Source organism: Actinoplanes sp. ATCC 53533 (assembly GCF_003947245.1).
Map to the genome: position 1 here is coordinate 1 of NZ_QHHV01000048.1, position 21276 is coordinate 21276.

Below are 21276 nucleotides of genomic sequence, written 5' to 3' on the forward strand. Positions count from 1 at the left end.
GCTGCCCGGCGTGGCGCTGCCCGGCGTGGCGCTGCCCGGCGTGGCGCTGCCCGGCGTGGCGCTGCCCGGCGTGGCGCTGCCCGGCGTGGCGCTGCCCGGCGTGGCGCTKTCGGGGCGGTCAGTGGCTGGCGGCGCTGTGCCTGTTGACGCCGCGGCTGGTCCCGCGGTGGTCGGCTTCTCGCCCTGGCGGGGCGCTCCGGGCCTGGTCGGGGCCGTGGCGGTGAAGCGGCCGCTGGCCGGTGTGAGTGGTGGCGTCGAGCCGGGCTCCGGCGTGGGCGGGGCTGGCGAGTGGGGCTCGGCCACGGCGGAGCCGGCGGCCGTCGCTCGGGGCGCCGCAGGGGGTGACTTCGGAGGCTGGGTGGTCGGCTGCCGAGACCCCGGCGCCGTGGTCGGTGGGGTGGTCGCCGGGGCCGACTGGGCGCCTGTGCGCCTGCGGTGGGCGGCCACCTCATCAGCCGTGATCGACCCGAAAGCGGAGCCCGACCCGCGCATCGTCGCGTCCAGGGCGGGACGGCGCGAAGCCGAGGTGTCCACCCCTGGCGGCGGGGACGATGGTGTGCCCGTACCGAAGCGGTTGGGGTTTTCGATCTTTGTGGCATCCAGCTCGGGCGGTCTCTGTCCATCGACCCGCGTCGGGTTTTCCGCCGGTGGGCGGCCGACCGAGGCCTTGCCCGGCGCGAAGATCGGTGCGCGACCCCCCGCGGCCGGCGGCTGGCCCGGATTGACCGGCGGGCGCACCGGGGTGCCCTGCGAGCGGGCCGGGATGACCGGGTTGGTCTGCGGGCGGCCCGGGTTGACCGGCGGGCGGGGCTGTTCGGCCTGCGGGCGGCCGGGATTGACCGGCGGACGGGCCGGGGTGACCGGCGGGCGCGGCCCCGGAACGACCGGCGCGGAGGCCGACACACCGGGCACGACCGGCGGGGTGAGGCCCACCGAGGGGCGCTCGCGGCCGATGCCGGGCCGGCGCATCGTCGGGCTCATCGGGAAGCTCAGCTTCGACCGGCGGCCGGTCGCCCGCAGCAGCAGCCGCTCCGCCTCTTCGGCGTTGATCCGGTGGGCGGGGTCCTTACGCAGCAGGCCGTTGAGCACCGGCTTGAGCGGACCGGCGTTGCGGGCCGGCGGCGGGTTCTCGGTGGCCAGGGCGGCCAGCGTGGCGATCGCGGACGGTCGCGCGAACGGCGAGGCGCCCTCGACGGCCGCATAGAGCGTCGCGCCGAGCGACCAGAGGTCGGCGCCCGGCCCGGCGGTGCCGTCCCGGGCGCGCTCCGGTGCGATATAGGCGGGCGAACCCAGCACCAGACCGGTACGGGTCACGTTCGGGTCACCGGGCACAGTGGCGAGCCCGAAGTCGGTGAGCACGACCCGGCCGTCCTCGCCGATCAGGACGTTGCCGGGCTTCACGTCCCGGTGCACGACGCCGGCCCGGTGCGCGGCGCGCAGGGCGTTGAGCACGCCGAGCCCGATCTCGGCGGCACGGACCGGGGGGAAAGGCCCGTCCGCGGCGAGCACGTCCTGCAACGACCGCGACGGGACGTACTCCATGACGATCCACGGATCGGCATCGGTACGCAGGACGTCGAAGACCCGCACGACGTTGATGTTGTTGAGCCGGGCGATGGCGCGCGCTTCTCGCAGCGAGCGCTCACGCATCTCCCGCCGCTCCTCGGGCGTCAGCCCCGGTGGCGGCACGAGCTCCTTGATGGCGACCTCGCGGTGCAGGACGACGTCGGTCGCCCGCCAGACACGACCCATCCCGCCCTGACCGAGCGGCGCGATGAGCCGGTAGCGGTCAGCGACAATGAGCGGGGGGGAAGTAGACATCACGCAGAAAATACCCGGTCATGTCGAGCCGCAGCGAATCGATCAGCCGAGTGTGGGAAACGTGTCACCGAGAACCTCCCGCAAGGCCGTAAGCTTGATCAATGGATGAGGAACCGCTGGTCAGCGTCGTGCGAGGCACGCCGACCCCGGAAGAACTCGCGGCGCTGCTCTGCGCCCTGGCCAGCCGATTCGTGCCTGAGGATTCACGTTCACGCGGGCCGGCCCTGGCATCCTGGCCGAGAAGTGCCCGCCCAGCCGCGGTCCGGCCATCCTGGCGAGCCTCGGGCCAGCCCCGCTAGACATCGACGGGTCTCGGTAGGATTGCGACTGTCCATAGCCCAGGGTAGGGACTGCAACGACACGCGGTAACAGACTACCCTCGCGGAAGAATTCGCACTCTCGGGGGAGGGCTTGAGCGATGCCCGTAGACAACGGACCACCGCCGCTGATCGGCAGTGACAGCTCGATCGAGACGGACATCCAGGCGATGGAAGAGTTCGCAGCGACGCTGGCGAACGAGGTCCAAACGGGATATGACCCGCATCTGCAGCAGGTCATCCCGGCCATGCTGACCCAGCTACCGGAGGGCAGCGGCGACTTCCCCGAGCTGCGGAGCTTCCTGGAGCTGCACCACGAGGTCCAGCAGCAGACCTTCTCCAACACGTTCAACTTCCGCGACGGCACCAACCACTTCGCCGTGGTCGCGCAGTCGATCAGCGAGGAGTACGCCTCCAGCGACGCCTTCGCCCGCGCGAAAGTTCGCGACGTCAACGAAGGCTTCGATGCGGCGGCCAACCCGCTCCTAGGTGAGACCGGAACAGGGGTGAAGAGCTGATGCTGATCGCTGACGGGGGCGGCGGCTACGGCGGCACCCACTGGATGGCGAAGGAAGTCCCGGCCATGTGGGCAGCCATCGCAAACCAGGACACCGAGCCTCACTACCAAGTGGTCGGGGGCTGGAGCAAGACGGCGGACCTGACGCTCGCCCACCTCGCCCAGGTACGGGTATACCGCGACAACCTGGCGAGCGTATGGCCGCCGGCGAAGAGCCCGGCCGCAGCGGCCTACATCGCCCGCCTGGACAAGCTGATGGCAGACCTCCAGGCGACCCACGACGCGGCGTCCGCGAACTACACGGCGTTCTCGACGGTGACTCTGACGCTGAGCCTGGCCCGGAGCAAACTGAAGCCGATCCTCGACCAGTACGAGACCAACCGGCAGTTGAACCTGGACTGGCAAGCGCAAAAGGACGCCGCGCCCGCCGCGACGCCGCAGGTGGCCGGAACGCCGTCGCCATCTCCGTCGCCGGCTCCGATCGCGCCGGTGCCACCGGTCTCGGCCGCGCGGCAAGAAGAGCTGAACAACCAGGCCCGCGCCATCATGTACGACCTGAGCAGCACGGTGCTGAGCGGCCAAGCCGCCCTCCAGAAGCCAAAGCCCTATAAGCCTGGTGGCGGGGAGTATGGCGACGACGGTGACGGTCAACGGATTGATGGAGGTGCCGGCGGCTTCGCCGTCCCACCGGTCATTCCGCCTCCGGGTGGAGGCGGTAGCGGGTCGTCAGGAACATCGGTCAGTCCCGGTTCCTCGTCCCACGTCAGCCCGGTATCGCCGACAACGCACACCCCTGTCGGTAACGGCCCTACCACCGTCGGCGGCGTGAGCACCGGCCCGATCCTCGGCGGGATCGGCAATACGCCGGTCATCACCCCGCCTACTCCCGGCCCCCCGACCCCGGTTCCGACACCTACCCCGACGCCTCCGGGACCGGGTCCGGTACCAGGCCTCATCGGGACCCCCAGTGCCAGCGGGCTCCTGCCTCCCGGCGGACCACTGCCGAATGGCACGAGGACACCGCAATCGGGCCTCGTCAAGCCCGGCATTCCCGCCAACAGCGGCCGCATGACGATGCCCTCAGGGGGCGTCATCGGCGCCAGCCCGGGCAGCGGAATGATTGGACAGATGCCGACCGGAGCCACGGGGAATCGGGCGCCCGGCGCCGGTCGAGTAAATCCCGTTGGTGGCGTCATCGGCCAGCAGGGTGGCACTCCATCGGGCCGAGGCGGAGCGCCTACCCACGGCTTGCCTCCGCAGAGCGGCCCTATGGCGCCCGGCCAGGGCCGCGGCCGCGGACGACGCCAGGAAGGCGAGCAGGACCGTTGGGACCCGGACAATCCGTGGTCGACCGAGGAAGGCGTCAACCCAATCGTCCTGCCGCCGGACGAGCAAGGCCCGATCGATCCCGGTCCGGCTATCGGTTATCGGAGATGAGACGACAACTGATCGCGTTGGTCACGGCGGCCTTGGCTGGGGCCGGCACCGCCGCTTTCGGGGCCCCGGCTCTCGCGGACACCCGGGACGACCAGTGGCACCTCAAATACCTGAAGGTAGCTGAGGCGCACCGAATCAGCACCGGAAAGGGCGTCACCGTAGCTGTTATCGACTCCGGTGTCGCAAAGCACCCAGACCTCCCTGGCGTCGTGAGTGGGACCGACCTCGTCAAACCCGGAGGCGACGGACGAACCGATGTGACCGGACACGGCACCAGCATGGCCGGCCTCATTGCCGCCCACGGCAACGGCCGGCAGCACGCCTTGGGTATTGCGCCCGATGCGAAGATTCTGCCTATCCGCGTGCTCGGCAAAGGCAAGACCGTGATTAGCCTCGGCCCTGCTATACGGTATGCAATTTCGCACGGCGCCAAGGTAATCAACATGTCCATTGGTGGCGGAATCGACCCGGACGACCTTGCAGGCATCAAAGAAGCCGAAGAAGCCGATGTGGTATTGATCGCGTCAGCCGGCAACAAGCCTGACGCCGTTTCCGTCTCAGCGCCGGCCTTTCTTGACGGCGTGGTCGCTGTGGGTGCGGTAGACCGCAGCGGCAACCACGCCAAGATTTCCGTCTCGGGAAGCGCACTCGACATCGCCGCACCCGGGGAAGACATCACGAGCACCAATCGCGAGGGCGGCTACAACGTCCGCCAGGAAGGCACCTCTCAGGCCGCGGCCATCGTTTCCGGGGCGGCCGCTCTGTTGCGTAGTAAATACCCGAACATGAGCGCTACCGAGGTCGTCGAGCGGCTTGAGTCCACGGCTATCGACAAGGGAGCGCCCGGGGTCGACCCCGACTACGGGCACGGCATCATCGACATCGTTGCCGCGTTGAGCGACAGCACCACCCCCGAGCCATCTGCCAGCGCAGCCCCATCCGGGACCACCGCAGCCCCAGCACCCACCACCACGACCTCTGCCGCGTCCCCGGAAGCCGAGCCCGCCGGCAGCAGCACCCCCCTGATCATCGGTGGCGTCGCCGTGCTCGTCCTTCTCGGCGGGCTGGCCGCCTTCCTTCTCACCCGCCGCCGCGCCGGCCGCGAAACGCGGGGACCGGCCGGTCCTCCGCCTCCGCGCGACTTGTAGCGTTGCCTTCCGTGCAGATCGACATCTCCCCGCGTCTCGTGCTCGCCTCCGCCAGTCCGGCCCGGCGTGCCCTCCTCAGCGCCGCCGGTATCGACGTCGACGTGCAGGTCAGTGGCGTTGACGAGTCCGTAGTGGAGGCCGCGGACGCCGCCGATCTCTGCCTCACCCTGGCTCGGATGAAGGCGAGAGCCGTCGCCGCCACCCTGCCCGCCGAGCCCGGCGTTCTCGTGCTCGGCTGCGACTCCGTGCTCGCCTTCGGCGGGGAGATTCTCGGGAAGCCGCACAACCCGGCCGAGGCCGTGCAGCGGTGGCGGGCCATGCGGGGCCGCTCCGGGGTGCTCTACACCGGGCATCACCTCACCGACCTGGTCACCGGCAAGCAGGCCGAGGAGGTGGGGGCCACAGTGGTGCACTTCGCCGATCTCAGCGATGATGAGATCTTGGCCTACGTCGCGTCCGAGGAGCCGTTGCATGTTGCTGGAGCCTTCACCATCGACGGCAAAGGTGGCGCGTTCGTTGAGCGGATCGAGGGAGATGCCGGCAATGTCATCGGGTTGTCCCTGCCACTGCTCCGGCGGTTGCTCATGACCTTCGGCTTCACCGTTCCCCAGCTGTGGAGGGCACCGGCATGAGTTTCAAGGAGCTTCCGCTCACCCCTGAGCTGCATGATTACCTACTCAGACACAGCACGCCGGTGGATGAGGTTACCGCCGATCTTGTGGCGGAGACGCGCACCGTGCTGTACGGGCATGCCAGCATGCAGGTCGCGCCCGAGCAGGCCGCGTTTCTGCGGTTGTTGACTTCGCTGCTGGGCGTACGGCAGGCAGTCGAGGTCGGCACCTTCACCGGGCTCTCCGCGCTCTCGATCGCCCAAGGTCTCGCCGACGGCGGGAAGTTGATCTGCTTCGACATCTCTGAGCAGTTCACCCGGTTGGCGCACCGCTACTGGGAGCGGGCCGGGGTCGACGATCGGATCGATTTGCGGATCGGGCCGGCCGCCGAGCGCATCCGGGAGCTGCCCACCGAGCCGCACCTCGATCTGGTCTTCATCGATGCCGACAAGGGCGGCTACGTGACGTACTGGAACGAGCTGGTTCCCCGGGTGCGGCCCGGCGGGGTCATCCTGGTCGACAACACGCTGTGGTCCGGCCGGGTCGTCGACCCGCGGAGCGAGTCCGACCGGTTCATCACCGGATTCAACGAGGTGGCCCGCAACGACCCGCGCGTTGAGCTCGTCATCCTGCCGATCGCCGACGGCCTGACCATCGCCCGCCGGCTCCCCTGGGGGAGCCGGCGGACACCTGAGGAGCCTGCGGACACCTGAGGGAGCCGGCGGACACCTGAGGAGCAGGGTCAGCGGACGCTGCGGGCGAACAGCCGGGCCGCCCAGAGCAGCGCGAGTGCCGCCAGCGCCGCCATGATCAGCAGGCCCTGCCAGACGGCGGGGGCGCCCAGGTCGCCGAGGAACAGCGCCCGCACCCCGTTCACCGCCCAGGAGAACGGGTTCCAGTCGGCGATCGCCTGCAACCAGCCCGGGGCGAAGGTCAACGGCAACAAGATCCCGGAGAGCAGCAGTACGGGCTGAGCCACCGTGTTCATCACCGGCGCCAGCACGTCCTCGCTCTTCACGGCCAGCGCCACCCCGTAGGACAACGCCGAGGTCATCAGCGAGATCAGGGCCAGCATCAGGTATGCCAGCAGCAGGTTGCCGATGAACACCCGCAGGTCGAAGGCGAGCGCCAGCACAGTGATGATCACCGCCTGGGCCAGCAGGGACACGGTGTCGCGCAGGGACCGGCCGAGCAGCAGGGCGAACCGGCTGACCGGGGTGACCCGGGACCGCTCGATCACCCCGGCGCGCAGCTCCGCGATCAGGCCGAAGCCCTGGAACAGGCCGCCGAAGATGGCCAGCAGCACCAGCAGGCCGGGCACGAAGATCTCGTACGCCTCGGCGTTGGTCCGCACGCCCAGCGCCGGTTTCAACAGCGGTGCGAAGAGCAACAGGTACATCACCGGCTGGAAGATGCCGACGACGATCCAGATCGGGTTGCGCAGCAGCAGCTGCATCTGACGGTTGAAGATCAATGATGTGTCGCGCAGCAGTTTCACGGCTCAGCTCTCCCGCAGCGATCGGCCGGTCTTGGTCAGGAACACGTCGTCGAGGCTGGGCCGGTGCAGCTCGATCGTGCCCAGCGGCACGGCGGCACCGTCCAGCGCGCGCAGGATCAGCGGGATCGCGCTCGCGCCCTCGTCGACGTAGAGCCGGACGCTGTCCTCGTGGGTCTCGAGCTTGTTGATGAAGTCGGCCGAGCCCAGCGCCTCGGCCGCGCGGGCCGGTGACGCCACGCCGACCAGGACCACGTCGCCCGAGATCTCGCGCTTGAGGGCCGCCGGCGTGCCCGAGGCGACGATCTCGCCGTTGTCCATGATCGAGAGGCGGTCACAGAGCGCGTCCGCCTCGTCCAGGTAGTGCGTGGTGATGAAGACGGTCATGCCCTCGGCGCGGAGCCGGCGGATCTCGTCCCACATGTGCGCCCGGCTCTGCGGGTCGAGGCCGGAGGTCGGCTCGTCCAGGAAGACCACCCGCGGCTCGTGGATGATGCCGAGGGCGATGTCGACCCGGCGTCGCTGGCCACCGGAGTAGGTCTTGCACTTGCGGTCGGCATACTCGCTGAGCTGGAAGCCTTCCAGCACCCGGGCGGCGCGCCGGGTGGCGACGGATTTCGAGATGCCGTAGAGCCTGGCCTGCAGCACCAGCTCCTCGCGGGCGGTGGAGTCGTCCCAGGTGCTGCCGCCCTGGGCCACGTATCCGATCCGGCGCCGGACCTCGCCGGGATTCTTGCGCAGGTCGGCGCCCGCGATGGTGGCCTCGCCGCCGTCCGGCTCGATGAGCGTGGCGAGCATCCGCAGCGTCGTGGTCTTGCCGGCGCCGTTCGGGCCGAGGAAGCCGAAGATCTCGCCCTCGTCCACCTTCAGGTCGACGCCCCGGACGGCGTCGACCTTCTTCTTCTCGCGGCCCTGGCGGGACATGAAGGACTTCCGCAGCCCCCGCGTTTCGATCATGGTGACCCCCAGTCGTGGGCAGGCGGACGCCTGCCACCGGTCGAAGGGCAGCGTATGACCGGGGCTCGCGAATAGTCAAACTTGATTAATTAGCGATCTTGCCCTCCGGCCGCGGCAACAGCTCATCCACCGCGCCCGGCGACAGCTCATCCACCGCGCCCGGCGACAGCCCCTCCGCCCAGCCCGGCGCGGGCTGGTCCGCCATGCCCGGCGGCAGATAGGACGCCCCCGACTCGATCAGCCCGGCGATGCGCTCGCACCAGCGGATCTCCGCCGCGGACCGCTCGATCGACAGCTCCCACATCCAGCTCACATAGGGCGGCTTGTGCTCGGCCCAGTCCGCGCCGAGGGCCGCCTGCAGCTGCTTGATCCCGGCGGCGAGCTGGACCGCGCGATTGCGCAGCGCCGCCGCCGCCTCCGCCCGGGGCAGCGCGGGCAGGAAGGAGAACGCCGCCATGAACGGATCGGGCGGCATGGCGACCGACCACCAGTTGCCGCGCAGCAGCGACTGGAACTCGGCGACGCCCTTCTCGGTGATCTCATAAGTGGTCCGGGCCGGGCGCGCGCCCACCTGCTCGGTCGCCACCTCGCGCAGCAACTGCTCGTCGGAGAGCTTGCGCAGGCCGTGGTAGATCGAACCGGGCTGGACGTTCGCCCATTTGTCGGCACTCCAGCTCAGCAGCTCGCGGCGCACGTCGTAGCCGTGCACCGGCTGCATCCACTGGACCAGGCCGAGGATCATCATGCGGGTCGCCGACATATCTCACAGGTTAATAGCCAAACTTGACTGAGCGGCCTGTCGGTGCCGGACGATAGGCTCACTCCCGTGCGCAAGGTATTGATCGCCAATCGGGGCGAGATCGCCGTCCGAGTCATCCGGGCCTGCAAGGACGCGGGCCTGGCCAGCGTCGCCGTCTATGCGGACGCCGATCGCGACGGGCTGCCCGCGCGGCTCGCCGACGAGGCCTACGCGCTGGAGGGCGAGACCGCGGCGGAGACCTATCTGCGCATCGACAAGCTGCTCGACGTCGCCGCCCGCAGTGGCGCCGACGCGGTCCACCCCGGCTACGGCTTCCTGTCGGAAAACGCCGGCTTCGCTCAGGCCGTACAGGATGCGGGTCTGACCTGGATCGGCCCCACCCCGGCGGCGATCCGCGACCTGGGCGACAAGGTCACCGCGCGGCACATCGCGCAGCGCGCCGGCGCCCCGCTCGTGCCGGGCACGGCCGAGCCGGTCAAGCACGCCGACGAGATCGTCGCGTTCGCCCGCGAGCACGGCCTGCCGGTCGCCATCAAGGCGGCGTTCGGCGGCGGCGGCCGCGGCCTCAAGGTCGCCCGCACCATCGAGGAGATCCCCGCGCTGTTCGATTCGGCGACCCGCGAGGCGGTGGCGGCCTTCGGCCGTGGCGAGTGCTTCGTCGAGCGCTATCTCGACCGCCCCCGGCACGTCGAGGCGCAGGTCCTGGCAGACACCCACGGCAACGTGATCGTCGTCGGCACCCGCGACTGCTCCCTGCAGCGCCGCCACCAGAAGCTGGTCGAGGAGGCGCCGGCGCCGTTCCTCAGCGACGACCAGCGGGCCCGCATCCACTCCAGCGCCAAGGCGATCTGCCGCGAGGCCGGCTACCACGGCGCCGGCACGGTCGAATACCTCGTCGGCCAGGACGGCACCATCTCGTTCCTGGAGGTCAACACCCGGCTGCAGGTCGAGCACCCGGTCAGCGAGGAGACCACCGGGCTCGACCTGGTGCGTGAGCAGTTCCGCATCGCCGACGGCGAGGTGCTGCCGACGACCGACGACCCGGCCCCGCGCGGCCACTCGATCGAGTTCCGGATCAACGGCGAGGATCCGGGCCGCAACTTCCTGCCCGCCCCCGGCCAGGTGACCGCCCTGGCCTGGCCGTCCGGCCCGGGCGTGCGGGTGGACGCGGGCGTCGAGGCCGGCAGCGTGATCGGCGGCAACTTCGACTCCCTGCTGGCAAAGATCATCGTGACCGGCGCCGACCGCACGGAGGCGCTGCGGCGCGCCCGCCGCGTGCTCGACGAGACGGTCATCGAGGGCATGGCCACGGTGCTGCCGTTCCACCGCCTCGTCGTGCGCGACCAGGCCTTCGTGGAGTTCACCGTGCACACCAACTGGATCGAGACCGAATGGCAGGGTGGCGTGCCGGCCTTCACCGCCACGGCCGCCCCGGCGGCCGCCGGGCAAGACCGCGAGACCGTCGTGGTCGAGGTCGGCGGCAAGCGCCTCGAGGTGCGACTGCCGGCAAACTTCCTTTCCGGTACGCGCACAGTCAGCCCAGCCCGCCCCCATGCTCGCCGCTCGGGGTCGGGCGCACAGGCGGCGGGGACAGCGGGCGCGGCCGCGCTGACCGCCCCGATGCAGGGCACCATCGTCAAGGTGGAGGTCCTGGACGGTGACACCGTCTCGGAAGGCGACGTGATCGTGGTCATCGAGGCGATGAAGATGGAGCAGCCACTGCAGGCGCACCGCGCGGGCACGGTCTCCGGCCTGTCGGTCGAGGTCGGCGCCACCGTGACGGCCGGCTCCACGATCTGCGAGATCTCCTAGGGGCGGCTGGCGGCTGCTGATCCGCCAACCACCGCCCTAGCCCCGCGGCTTTGGGCGGGCGGTTGGCGGCTTCTGATTCGCCAACCACCGCCCTAGCCCCGCGGCTTTGGGCGGGCGGTTGGCGGCTTCTGATCCGCCAACCACCGCCCTAGCCCCGCGGCTTTGGGCGGCTCGGCTTCGTGGTGAGCTGGCGCAGCACGGCCCGGGCCATCTCGTCCGGCATCTCTGGCATGTCCGGGAGCGCGTCGCTGAGCCACAGCGTCGCGAAGCCGTGCGCGAGCGACCAGGCCGCGAGCCCGGCCTCGCGCACATCGGCGGCACCGGCGCCGTCCGGCAGGTCCGCGACTCCCGCGTAGAGGGCGTCGCCCGACCGGTCCCGAGCTGCGACCAGCGCCGGGTCGTCCGCGTGGTAGAGATCCGGGCGCCACATCACCTCGAAGTGCGCCCGGTGCGCGGTCGCGAAGCGGACGTAGGCGACCCCGAGCTCCAGGAAGCTGCCCGTCGCCGCGCGGGTCGCCAGCAGGTCGGCCGCCAAGCGGTCGAAGCCCTCCGCCGCCAGCGCGGTGAGCAGGCCTTTCTTGTCGCCGAAGTGGTGCGTCGGCGCGGCATGGGAGACCCCGGCCCGCCGCGCGAGATCCCGCAGGCTCAGCGCCGCCGGGCCGTCCTCGGCGATCGCCGCCGCGGCCGCGTCCAGCAGCGCGCGACGCAGGTCCCCGTGGTGGTAGCTCGCCTTCGCCATGCCGCCAGCATAACTTTCCATTGACAAGATGGCCACGAGAGGCGCATCTTTGCAGTGACAAGTTTGGAGGACACGAGATGGCACCCCTGGTCACTCTCCTTGCCGGCACGGTCCTGGCCCGGCTGCTCGGCCTGCTCGGCGTCGACGTTCTCGACGGCTGGCTGCCCGCGCTGCGGGTCGGCCTGGCCCTGATGTTCGTGCTGACCGGCCTCGCCCACTTCGGCCTCGGCCGGCGCGCGGGCCTGGTCGCCATGGTCCCGCCGCGCCTGCCCCGGCCGGAGCTGCTGGTCACGGTCACCGGCGCGCTGGAGCTGGCCGGCGCGGCCGGGCTCATGCTGCCGGCGACCTACCGGCTCGCCGCGGCGTGCCTCGCGCTGCTGATGCTCGCCATGTTCCCGGCCAACGTCTACGCCGCGCGGCACCACGTCGACCTGGCCGGCAAGCCGGCAACGCCGCTGCCCCTGCGCACCGCCCTCCAGGTCCTCTACGTGGCGGCGGCTCTGACGGTCGCGCTGGCCTGAACCAGGACCGCCCCTCCAGGCCGCTACGCGGCGGCGGCACTGACGGGACAGGACCCGGCGGCAGAAGTCGGTCGCGCTGGCCTGAGCCGGGCCCGCACCGGCGGGGGCGGGGGTCAGCGGAGGCGGGTGATCGTCACCTCGACGCCCTGGCCGGTGCTCGCCGGGCCCGCGTACACGCCCTTGAGCGGTGGCACGTCGCCGTACTCCCGACCCCGGCCGACCACGACGTGCCGCTCCCCCACCGGGACGCCGTTGGTCGGGTCGAAGGCCGTCCAGCGGCCCACCCACCACTCCACCCAGGCGTGGCTCTGGCCGACCACGCTGTCCCCGATCGCCGCCGACGGCTTCGGGTGCAGGTAGCCGGAGACGTACCGGGCCGGCATCCCCATCTCGCGCAGCAGGCCGACGGTCAGGTGGCTGATGTCCTGGCAGACGCCCTTGCGCTGCTCCCAGGCGTGCAGCGCGTCGCTCTGCACGCCCGTGGCGCCGGGCTGATAGGTGACCTCGCCGCGCACGAACTCGCAGACGGCCAGCGCCGCGGCGTGCGGTGTCGCGTGGGCGCCGCGGATGTCGGCCGCGATCCCGGTCAGCTCCTCGTTCAGGCCCGTGCGCTTGGTGGCCAGCAGCAGCTCGTACCAGCGGTCGACGTTCTCCGGCACCGCCAGCTCGTCCCAGGCCGCGCCCTCGCCCTGCTCGATCAGGTCGCCGGGCGGCAGCGTCTCCACCGTGGAGGTGGCCGTCACCGTCAGCGCCTCGTGCTTGGCGTGCACGTCGAACGCCGTGACCACCGTGCCCCAGTAGTCCTCGTAGCGATACGTGCGGGCCGGCGGCCACACCTCGACCCGGGCGTCCAGCACGGCCTGGTGGGTCTCGTTGCGCGGCCACATCCGGGCCTCGTTGTAGGACGACGACACCGGCCCGGCATAGTCGAACCCGCTGCGGTGCTGAATCTTCAGCCGCCAGCTGTCCACCAACGGAACGCTCATGCCACCACGGCTCCCCGGACCCAGTTGACGGCTGTGGTTTGGCGGAAGTAGCGCCGCGAGACCGCCTCGTTGACCTGCGAGCAGGTCTTCTCCAGGCTGGCCAGCACCGGCCCGAGATCGTCGATCAGCTCGTCCGCGCCGCGGAACTCCAGGTTGGTGCGGGCCCGGCCGACGATCCGCTGCGCGTCCGTGGCCACCCCGGCCCGGCCGGGATCCGGCTCCAGATCCGTCAGGCAGCTCTCGGCGGTGGAGAGCGCCGCGAAGACCGACCGCGGGAAGAGCCGGTCGAGCAGCAGGAACTCCGCCGCGTGGCGGTCGTCCAGGGAGCCACGGTACGTCCGCAGGAACGTCTCCCAGGCCCCGCTGGACCGCAGCAACGTCAGCCAGGACGGAATGCTCCCGCCGGCCCGCTCGTGCGTCCGCAGCAGCCGCGCGGTCATGTCCACCCGTTCCACGCTGCGGCCCAGCACCAGGAACAGCCAGCCCTCGTCCCGGCTCATGGTGGCGTCGGTCAGCCCGGCCATCACCGCGCAGCGCTCGCGCACCCAGCGGAAGAACGAGTGCACACCCTGCTGCTCCACCCGGCGGCGCGCGTTCGGCAGGCCGTGCCAGGTCGAGTTGAGACACTCCCACATCTCCGAGGAGACCGTCTCGCGCGCGCCGCGGGCGTTCTCCCGGGCCGCGGCCAGCGCGCCGACCACCGAGCTGGGGCTGCGCTCGTCCAGGCCGAGCAGGCCGACCACCCGGGCCGCGGTGAACGGCTCGTCCTCCAGCGGCATGCCCATCACCGACAGCAGCGACCGGCACGCCTGGTCCTCGCTGGTCCACGGGTCGGCGAGGATGCGCTGCAGGTGCACGTCCAGGATGCGGGCGGTGTCCTCGGCCCGTTCGACGTAGCGGCCGATCCAGTAGAGCGACTCGGCGATCCGGCTCAGCATCGCGGCCCTCCCTGCTGTTGTTGTTGCTGCTGTTGCTGCTGGGCCTCGCCGCCGCCGGCGCCCGGGCCCGGATCCGGGCTGGACGCCGAGGGCAGCGGCGCCGGCTCGGCGACCAGATGCGGCACCTCGAACGGCGACGTGTCGTCGGCGTCGGCGAGCACCCACGTGTCCTTGGAACCACCGCCCTGGCTGGAGTTCACGACCAGGGCGCCCTCGGGCAGCGCGACCCGGGTGAGCCCGCCGGGCAACACCCAGATCTTCTCGCCGTCGTTGACCGCGAACGGCCGCAGGTCGACGTGCCGGCCGCGCAGCCGGTTGCCGATCAGGGTGGGCACCATCGAGAGCTTCACCTCGCGCTGGGCGATCCAGCCCCGCGGATCGGCGACGATCTTCCCGGTGACCTCGGCCAGCTCGGCCGCCGAGGCCTGCGAGCCGATGACGATGCCCGCGCCGCCGGCGCCGTCGACCGGCTTGAGGACCAGCTCGCCCAGCCGCGGCAGGACCTCCTCCAGGACCCCCGGCTCGTCCAGCCGGTAGGTGTCGACGTTGGGCAGCAGCGGCTCCTCGTTCAGGTAGTACCGGATCAGGTCCGGCACGTACGTGTAGAGGAGCTTGTCGTCGGCGACGCCGTTGCCGACCGCGTTGGCGATGGTGACCCGCCCCGCCCGGGCCGCGTTGAGCAGCCCGGCCACGCCGATCACCGAGTCGGCACGGAAGTGCACCGGGTCCAGGAAGTCGTCGTCGATGCGCCGGTAGATGACGTCCACGCGCTGCTCGCCGGCCGTGGTCCGCATCGCCACGTCGTTGCCGACGCAGACCAGGTCGCGGCCCTCGACCAGCTCGACGCCCATCTCCCGGGCGATCAGCGCGTGCTCGAAGTAGGCGGAGTTGTAGACGCCCGGGCTGAGCACCACGACGGTCGGATCGGTGACGCCGACCGGGGCCGCGGCGCGCAGCGCCCGCAGCAGCATGCCCGGATACGACTCCACCGGCAGGATCTTGGTGGCGGCGAAGACCTCGGGCAGCACCTGGGCCATCGCCCGGCGGTTCTCCATCACGTAGCTGACCCCGGACGGGATCCGGACGTTGTCCTCCAGCACCCGGAAGGTGCCCTGCTCGTCGCGGATCAGGTCGACCCCGGCGACGTGGATCCGGACGCCGTTGGGCGGATTGATCCCGGCCGCGGCGCGCAGGAAGTGCGCGCTGGTGGCGATGATCCGCCGCGGCACCACACCGTCCGCGAGCACCTGGCCGGCGCCGTACACGTCGGCGAGGAAGGCCTCCAGGGCACGGATCCGTTGCGCCACACCGAGTTCGACCGAGCGCCACTCGGCGGCCGCGATGATCCGCGGCACGATGTCGAGGGGAAAGGGCCGTTCGACGCCCTTGAGCGCGAACGTGATGCCCTGGTCCAGGAACGCCCGGGCCAGCACCTCGGCACGAACGCCCAGCTCAGCGCTCGACAGCGGCTGCAGCGTGGCGTGCAGGGCCTCGTAGGTCTCCCGAGGCATGCCTAGCTCGCTGAACATCTCGTCCCAGCCGGGGCCGAGGCGGTACTCCTCGAAAAGATCCGCCATGGCCTGACCCTACGGGCGACTCGTTGCGCGCGGGTAACAGTGATCGCGGCGATGTCACGGGGACACATCACGAGGACATGGGGCGGGCCGCCGGTACGGGACCTACCGACGGCCCTGGCGCATCGCACCCGGGGTGAGCCGGGCGGGCGCCGCTCGCCCGAGACACCGAGAACGGGGGACCCGGCGTATCGGGGACTGCACCCAGGCTACGCGCGCCCGGCCCGCATCAGAAGCGCCGATCCAGGGTTACATCGTCAGAGATTGGCAGAAATGCCTCGTGAGAGCGGACCCCACCGGCAACATGCGACACGTAGCGTGTCGGGCATCACCCTTTGCCGGGCCTGATCAGGGAGCATTCTTTACTCAGCTCATTCTCAGGGGCGCCCACGGACAATGCCGTGAGCCCTGGAGGCGCGAGGTGGCCGACCGATGACCGAATTGTTGACCGTGATGGCAACGCCGGCATGGGTTTACCTTGCGCTTTTCGGGTTCCTCGCCGTCGACGCGATGGTGCCGGTCGTGCCGATCCAGGCCATCATGATCACCTGCGGTGCGCTCACCGTCTACGGCAACCTGAGCCTGCCCCTGGTCATCGCGGTCGGCGTGCTGGGCATGTTCACCGGCGACTCCATCGCCTTCGTGCTGGGCCGCACCGCCGGGCACGTCGGCGGGCACTGGCTCAGCGGGCGCCTGAGTGCCGTCCGGCAACGCTTCGCGCCGAGAAACCAGCACGTGGACAAGCCGGAGTCAAAGACCCGGCGCGCTGCCGTGCGGTTCACCCGGGGCCTGCGCAAGCCCGGCCCGCTGGTGCTGCTGCTCTGCCGCTTCGTCCCCGGCGGCCGGATGGCGGCGGGCTACCACGCCGGCCGCAGCGGCTATCCGACCAAGCTCTTCGTGGGTTACGACGGCGCCGCGGCGCTGGGCTGGGCCACGTACGGCGGCCTGGTCGGCCACGTCGGCGGCACCGCGATCACCCAGTCCGCCTGGCGGCTGTTCGCAATCGCCGCCTGCGCCGCGGTCATCTTCGGCACCGCGGGCTGGATCCTGGCCCTGTTCGGCGGCCGCAAGGAGTCGGACGACGCCGAGAAGCCCGAGCCGGACGACGTGGTCCCGGCCGACGAGGCCCCGGCCGCCCTGAAGCCGGGTGACTTGCCGACGCAGCAGGACCAGCCGAGCCGCATCCGGCGCTGACGCGGCTGGCACCGTCGGCATAGCCTGGCGCGATGCGGGACGAGATCGAGCAGGTATACCGGGCCTATGCCCCCGTGCCGCTCGACCCGGACGTGGCGTACTGCGACCACTGCGTGTCGGCGGAGCAGATCGCGGAGCTGCACTCGTACCCGTTGCGGGAGATCCCGGCCGAGGCCATCGGCAAGCTGGTCTTCAAGGGGCTCTCGACCTGGGGCGAGGAGCCGTACTTCCGGCATTTCATCCCCCGGCTGCTGGAGCTGACCGTCGCCGGGGAGCTCAACGACCTCCCGTTGACGGTCTACCTGCCGAGCAAGCTGGCCCGCTGCCTGGCGTCCGGCACGCCCGAGGAGCGGGCGGCCGTCGACCGGTTCCTGACCGCATGGTGGTTGGACACGCTGGCGCGGCACCCGTCGCCGCTGGACGCGGAGACGGTCTACGAGATGGTCACCGCGCTCGGGCGACCCGGCGAGCCCTTGCTGGCGGCCTTCCCCGGCGCCAAGCCCTGGCACCTGACGATGTTCGTCGTCGAGGCCGCCTACCGCGATCCGCCTCCGGACGTCGCGGCCTGGCTCCGGAGTGGCGTCCCGGCCGCGCTGCTGACGGCGGCCGGGAACACCACGGACGATCTGGAGCTCCTGGAGCAGATCGGCTGGGCCCTGGAGCTCCTCGCGCGCAACTACTGACGCTCGTGCAGCATCAACTGCCGGGCGGCCTCGGCGATGGAGCCGGACAGCGACGGGTAGATCGTGATCGTGTGCGCGAGCTGGTCCACCGTCAGGTTGTTCTCGATCGCCATCGTGATCGGCAGGATCAGCTCGCTGGCCTTCGGCGCCACCACCACGCCACCGACGATCTGACCGGTCGCCGGGCGGCAGAAGAGCTTGACGAAACCGTCCTTCAGGCCGGCCATCTTCGCCCGCGCGTTGCCGGTCAGCGGCAGCATGACCTGGCGGGCGGGCACCTTGCCGGCGTCGACGTCGTTCTGCGAGAGGCCGACCGTGGCCAGCTCCGGGTCGGTGAAGACGTTGGCGGAGACCGTCCGCAGGCGCAGCGGCGCGACGGCCTCGCCCATGGCGTGCCAGACCGCGATCCGGCCCTGCATGGCGGCGACGCTGGCCAGCGGCAGCACGCCGGTGCAGTCGCCGGCGGCGTAGATGCCCGGGACGTTGGTGCGGGACACCCGGTCCACGGTCACGTAGCCGCCGTCGGCCACGTCCACGCCGTACTCGCGCAGGCCCAGCTCGGCGGTGTTCGGCACGGCGCCGACCGCCATCAGCGCGTGTGAGCCCTCGACCGTGCGGCCGTCCGCGAGGGTGACCAGCACCCCGTCGCCGGTGTTGACGACCGAGTCCGCGCGGGACTGGTTGAGGATGGTCATCCCGCGCTCACGGAAGACCCGCTCGATGGCCATGGCGGCGTCGGCGTCCTCGTGCGGCATCACCCGCTCGCGGCTGGAGACCAGGGTGACCCGTACGCCCATGGCGAGGTAGGCGCTGGCGAACTCGGCACCGGTGACGCCCGAGCCGATGACCACCAGGTGGGTGGGCAGCTCGTCGAGGTCGTAGACCTGCCGCCAGTCGAGGATGCGCTCGCCGTCCGGCACCGCCGAGGACAGCACCCGCGGGGTGGCGCCCGTCGCGATCAGCACGGTGCCGGCGTCCACCGCGTATTCACTCCCGCCGACGGGGCTGCCTTCAGGCCGGTCAAGGGTGGCGGCGGGGTGGTTGGACGGGGTGATCAACACCTGGTGAGTGTGACCGAGCGTGTCCTCGCCGAGCCGGGCACGGCCGGTGACGACGTCCACCCCGGCCTTGATCAGCTTGGCCTGGATGTCGCCGGACTGGGCCAGCGCGAGCCGCTTCACCCGGTCGTTGACCGCCTTGGCGTCGATGGTCACGCCCTCCAGGCCGGCCGAGCGGATGCCGAAGCGCTCGTTGTGCCGATATCCGGTCACCACCTCTGAGCTGGCGATGAAGGTCTTCGACGGCACGCAGTCGGAGAGCACACACGCGCCGCCGGCCCCGTCGGCCTCGACGAGGGTGACGTCCGCGTCGAGTTGTGCGGCGACCAGTGCCGCCTCGTACCCGCCCGGCCCACCGCCGATGATCACGATCCGGCTCACGATACTCCGACCTCCATTGCGCTCTTTTGTCCGTTTCATGCCGCAGATGTGCCGACACGCACACCTCGTATTCTCCACCACCAGCCGTCCGGGCTATCGTCATCGCCGTGGGTCACTACGCCGCGTACGGCTCAAACCTGGATCCAGCCCGGATGCGGGCCTACTGCCCGCACTCGCCCATGGTCGGCGTCGGGTGGGTGGAGGGCTGGCGCCTGACCTTCGCCGGCGAGGGCGACATGGGCTGGGAGGGCGCGGTCACCACGATCGTCGAGTCCCCCGGCGACCGGGTCTTCGTCTCGCTCTACGACGTGCACCCGTGGGACGCCGCCCAGCTCGACGAGCTGGAAGGGGTGACGGCGGGTGCGTACCAGAAGCTCACCGTCCGTGTCTCCACGCTCGAGGGCGAGTTCAGCGCGTGGGTCTACGTCTTCGACGGCTATGAGGGCGGCATGCCGACGGCCTGGTATCTGTCCGAGATCGCCAACGCGGCCGAGAAGGCCGGCGCGCCGGACGACTACGTGGCCGACCTGCGCCAGCGGCCGACCCGGACGGCCTCGCCCGAGATCTGACCCTCAGACCGTCCGCTGATAGATGTTGGCCTCGTAGAGCGGGCGCATCCCGACCGCGCGGTAGAGCCGCGCGGCCTGCGTCGGATTCGCCAGGTCGACCCCCAGGCCGGCGGTGGTGCGGCCCTTCGCGGCATAGGCCGCGAAGGCCCGGTGCAGCAGGGCCGCACCCACACCCCGGCGACGGTACGGCCGCAGCACCCCCAGCGACCGCACCCACCCGTCGTTGTCCGCGGCGCTGGAGTCCGAACTCTGCAACACGCCGGCCCACTGACCGTCGACCTCGCCGACGAACCACTCGTCCCACGAGATGCTCGACTCGTCAGCCAGTCGCTTCCGCCACGTCTCGTAGTCCGTGGCGGGATGGTCGCTGTCGCGGAACGCCTCCGCGATGGTGGCGTGGAACCGGCGCAGTTCGTCCTCGTCATCGGGTCGCACCGGCCGAACGGTCACGCCGGGCGCCGGCTCCGGGACGGTGACCTGGGCGGCCGTCAACGGCATCGTCATCCGCGCGTGCTGCTTGAGGAAGGCGAAACCGGCGTCGGTGAGCGCCGAGATCCACGGCTGTTCGGTGGGGATCGCGCCCGCCCGGACGGTGTACGGGTCGTGGCCGAACTCCCGGCCGCGCTCGGTGGCCCGGGCCAGTAGCAGCGCCAGCAGCGGGCGCAGGGCGGGCACCCCGCGCTCCGGCCACACGTACACCTCGAGGAAGTCGCGGTCGCCCGCCGACGCGTTGCTCGGATAGGCCCAGCCGACAATCTCGCCGGCCGCGTCCAGCGCCAGCCAGCAGTCCCGGGCCGGGTCGGTGTGCGGGGCGGTCAGCGCCTCGCGCACCTCCTCGGTCGTGAAGTCGGGCTCGCCGACCGCCGCGATGTCGCTCGCGTGGGCCAGCCGGAGGATCTCGGGCACGTCGTCCAGCACCGGCCGGCGGATGCGCCAGCCCTCGGGCAATTCCGTCATCTGGAAATCTGAGCACACCGCCCGGCGGCCGGGCCAAGGATTTACCGACTCCCGGCAGGTTCGCTATTTGAGCCGGTGGGACAGGGACTCCAGCAGGCCGACGAGCTCGATCCGCTCGACCCGGCTGAGTTGCGCGTACGCCTGCCCGGCCAGCGAGTCCGCGACCGACTCGGCCCACATGAGGCGCCGCACGATCGGCCCCGGCGCCGGGTACGGCGGCTGCCAGCCGAACGCCACCGCGTCCGTCTCGCCGTCCGGGCCCGCGATGATCGCCTGCAACGGGGTGAGGCCGCTGGCCCGGACCGCCACGACGCGCACGCCCAGCCGGTGCTCGTGCAGCAGATGCAGCATCACCGCGGCCTGCGCGCCCGCCGTGGCGTCCGGGACAGGCATCGCCCGCCACGCCGCGAACAACGGCAGCCCGGCGGCGTCCACCGCCTCCACCACCCGCTTGGACAGCTCCAGCAGCCTGGTCAGCCGCGGGAAACCGCCGAGCTCGTCCACGCCCCACCGGCACAGCTCGTGCAGGTGCCAGGTGGCCACCTCCACCGGCGGGGTGGTCTTGGCCGCCGCCTCCCAGCCGTCGGTCACCGCGTCCGGGGCGATGAAGCCGATCGCCGCGGCGACCGTCTCCGGGCGCACGTCGCCGAGCGCGCCGGCCCGGGCCGACACGTGGTACGCCCACCCGGACAACCCCATCAACCGCGCGCGGCGCAGCGTCTGCGGGGATTCAGCGAACGCCCCGACGAGGTTGGCGAGTCCCGGCTTGGCGTTGGCGGCTGCCTGTTCGGGGGTCACGCG

22 protein-coding genes are annotated in these 21276 nt (G+C 71.2%); 11 read left to right on the forward strand and 11 right to left on the reverse strand.

All coding sequences use genetic code 11. From position 1 onward, the window contains the following. A partial coding sequence (locus tag DMB66_RS63770; RefSeq protein WP_233624623.1) for a serine/threonine-protein kinase occupies positions 1–1821 on the reverse strand: 1821 nt, incomplete at its 3' end. A gap of 101 nt (positions 1822–1922) precedes the next feature. Here DMB66_RS63770 and DMB66_RS17300 point away from each other — a divergent pair. The 6 genes from DMB66_RS17300 (at position 1923) to DMB66_RS17325 (ending at position 6564) form a co-directional block, all read left to right on the forward strand. Next, a complete protein-coding gene (locus DMB66_RS17300; RefSeq protein ID WP_125805120.1) occupies positions 1923–2120 on the forward strand; it encodes an acyl-CoA carboxylase epsilon subunit in 198 nt (65 codons plus the stop codon). 119 nt (positions 2121–2239) lie between these two features. Then, positions 2240–2656, forward strand: coding sequence for a hypothetical protein (locus DMB66_RS17305; protein WP_125805121.1), 417 nt, complete (start codon positions 2240–2242; stop codon positions 2654–2656). After that, on the forward strand, positions 2656–4092 hold the full coding sequence (locus DMB66_RS17310) for a hypothetical protein (RefSeq protein ID WP_125805122.1): 1437 nt from the start codon (positions 2656–2658) through the stop codon (positions 4090–4092). The genes DMB66_RS17305 and DMB66_RS17310 overlap by 1 nt, the downstream gene beginning before the upstream one ends. After that, positions 4089–5240, forward strand: a complete 1152-nt coding sequence (gene mycP / locus DMB66_RS17315) for a type VII secretion-associated serine protease mycosin (RefSeq protein WP_125805123.1) — start codon at positions 4089–4091, stop codon at positions 5238–5240. The genes DMB66_RS17310 and mycP overlap by 4 nt, the downstream gene beginning before the upstream one ends. 11 nt (positions 5241–5251) lie before the next feature. Next, the gene (locus tag DMB66_RS17320; RefSeq protein WP_125805124.1) at positions 5252–5872 is read left to right on the forward strand and encodes a nucleoside triphosphate pyrophosphatase; all 621 of its coding nucleotides are present in this window, start codon (positions 5252–5254) and stop codon (positions 5870–5872) included. Next, positions 5869–6564 (forward strand): O-methyltransferase, encoded by a 696-nt coding sequence (locus DMB66_RS17325; protein WP_125805125.1) that lies wholly within the window; start codon positions 5869–5871, stop codon positions 6562–6564. The genes DMB66_RS17320 and DMB66_RS17325 overlap by 4 nt, the downstream gene beginning before the upstream one ends. Before the next feature lie 29 nt (positions 6565–6593). Here the strand turns inward: DMB66_RS17325 and DMB66_RS17330 are convergent, their stop codons facing one another. The 3 genes from DMB66_RS17330 to DMB66_RS17340 form a co-directional block, all read right to left on the reverse strand. Continuing rightward, positions 6594–7349: an ABC transporter permease gene (locus tag DMB66_RS17330; RefSeq protein ID WP_125805126.1), complete on the reverse strand. Its 756-nt coding sequence runs from the start codon at positions 7347–7349 to the stop codon at positions 6594–6596. Positions 7350–7352: 3 nt separating this feature from the next. Then, on the reverse strand, positions 7353–8303 hold the full coding sequence (locus tag DMB66_RS17335) for an ATP-binding cassette domain-containing protein (protein WP_125805127.1): 951 nt from the start codon (positions 8301–8303) through the stop codon (positions 7353–7355). An 85-nt stretch (positions 8304–8388) separates the two neighbouring features. Then, complete coding sequence (locus DMB66_RS17340) at positions 8389–9063, reverse strand: PadR family transcriptional regulator (RefSeq protein WP_233624625.1); 675 nt, start codon at positions 9061–9063, stop codon at positions 8389–8391. Positions 9064–9129: 66 nt separating this feature from the next. Here DMB66_RS17340 and DMB66_RS17345 point away from each other — a divergent pair, with 66 nt between their 5' ends. Then, a complete protein-coding gene (locus DMB66_RS17345) occupies positions 9130–10875 on the forward strand; it encodes a biotin carboxylase N-terminal domain-containing protein (RefSeq protein ID WP_125805128.1) in 1746 nt (581 codons plus the stop codon). A gap of 148 nt (positions 10876–11023) precedes the next feature. On the opposite strand, the gene DMB66_RS17350 is transcribed toward DMB66_RS17345, so the two are convergent. Further along, positions 11024–11614 (reverse strand): TetR/AcrR family transcriptional regulator, encoded by a 591-nt coding sequence (locus DMB66_RS17350; protein ID WP_125805129.1) that lies wholly within the window; start codon positions 11612–11614, stop codon positions 11024–11026. Between the two features lie 77 nt (positions 11615–11691). Between DMB66_RS17350 and DMB66_RS17355 the strand changes: the two genes are divergently transcribed. Then, positions 11692–12135 (forward strand): DoxX family membrane protein, encoded by a 444-nt coding sequence (locus tag DMB66_RS17355; protein ID WP_125805130.1) that lies wholly within the window; start codon positions 11692–11694, stop codon positions 12133–12135. 113 nt (positions 12136–12248) lie between these two features. Here DMB66_RS17355 and DMB66_RS17360 read toward each other — a convergent pair whose 3' ends face one another. From DMB66_RS17360 to DMB66_RS17370, 3 genes are read right to left on the reverse strand one after another with little or no spacing between them, the layout of a single operon-like run. Beyond that, on the reverse strand, positions 12249–13121 hold the full coding sequence (locus tag DMB66_RS17360) for a transglutaminase family protein (protein ID WP_125805131.1): 873 nt from the start codon (positions 13119–13121) through the stop codon (positions 12249–12251). After that, the gene (locus tag DMB66_RS17365; RefSeq protein WP_125805132.1) at positions 13118–14059 is read right to left on the reverse strand and encodes an alpha-E domain-containing protein; all 942 of its coding nucleotides are present in this window, start codon (positions 14057–14059) and stop codon (positions 13118–13120) included. Before DMB66_RS17365 ends, DMB66_RS17360 begins: the two co-directional genes overlap by 4 nt. Then, on the reverse strand, positions 14053–15636 hold the full coding sequence (locus DMB66_RS17370; protein ID WP_125805133.1) for a circularly permuted type 2 ATP-grasp protein: 1584 nt from the start codon (positions 15634–15636) through the stop codon (positions 14053–14055). Before DMB66_RS17370 ends, DMB66_RS17365 begins: the two co-directional genes overlap by 7 nt. A 429-nt stretch (positions 15637–16065) precedes the next feature. On the opposite strand from DMB66_RS17370, the gene DMB66_RS17375 reads away from it, so the two are divergent. Both DMB66_RS17375 and DMB66_RS17380 read left to right on the forward strand, forming a co-directional pair. Then, entirely contained in the window at positions 16066–16827 is a 762-nt protein-coding gene (locus DMB66_RS17375) for a DedA family protein (protein ID WP_125805134.1), read from the forward strand. 32 nt (positions 16828–16859) lie between these two features. Then, positions 16860–17510 carry a hypothetical protein gene (locus DMB66_RS17380; protein WP_125805135.1) on the forward strand — a complete coding sequence of 217 codons (651 nt, stop codon included), beginning with the start codon at positions 16860–16862 and terminating at the stop codon, positions 17508–17510. Here the strand turns inward: DMB66_RS17380 and DMB66_RS17385 are convergent. Further along, a complete protein-coding gene (locus DMB66_RS17385) occupies positions 17504–18949 on the reverse strand; it encodes an NAD(P)H-quinone dehydrogenase (protein WP_125805136.1) in 1446 nt (481 codons plus the stop codon). The two genes, DMB66_RS17380 and DMB66_RS17385, sit on opposite strands and share 7 nt — an antisense overlap. A 107-nt stretch (positions 18950–19056) precedes the next feature. Between DMB66_RS17385 and DMB66_RS17390 the strand changes: the two genes are divergently transcribed. Next, complete coding sequence (locus DMB66_RS17390; protein WP_125805137.1) at positions 19057–19518, forward strand: gamma-glutamylcyclotransferase; 462 nt, start codon at positions 19057–19059, stop codon at positions 19516–19518. Positions 19519–19521: 3 nt separating this feature from the next. Here DMB66_RS17390 and DMB66_RS17395 read toward each other — a convergent pair whose 3' ends face one another. After that, positions 19522–20475 carry a GNAT family N-acetyltransferase gene (locus DMB66_RS17395; RefSeq protein WP_125805138.1) on the reverse strand — a complete coding sequence of 318 codons (954 nt, stop codon included), beginning with the start codon at positions 20473–20475 and terminating at the stop codon, positions 19522–19524. A 63-nt stretch (positions 20476–20538) separates the two neighbouring features. Continuing rightward, positions 20539–21273: a hypothetical protein gene (locus DMB66_RS17400; protein ID WP_125805139.1), complete on the reverse strand. Its 735-nt coding sequence runs from the start codon at positions 21271–21273 to the stop codon at positions 20539–20541. Positions 21274–21276 lie beyond the last annotated feature (3 nt).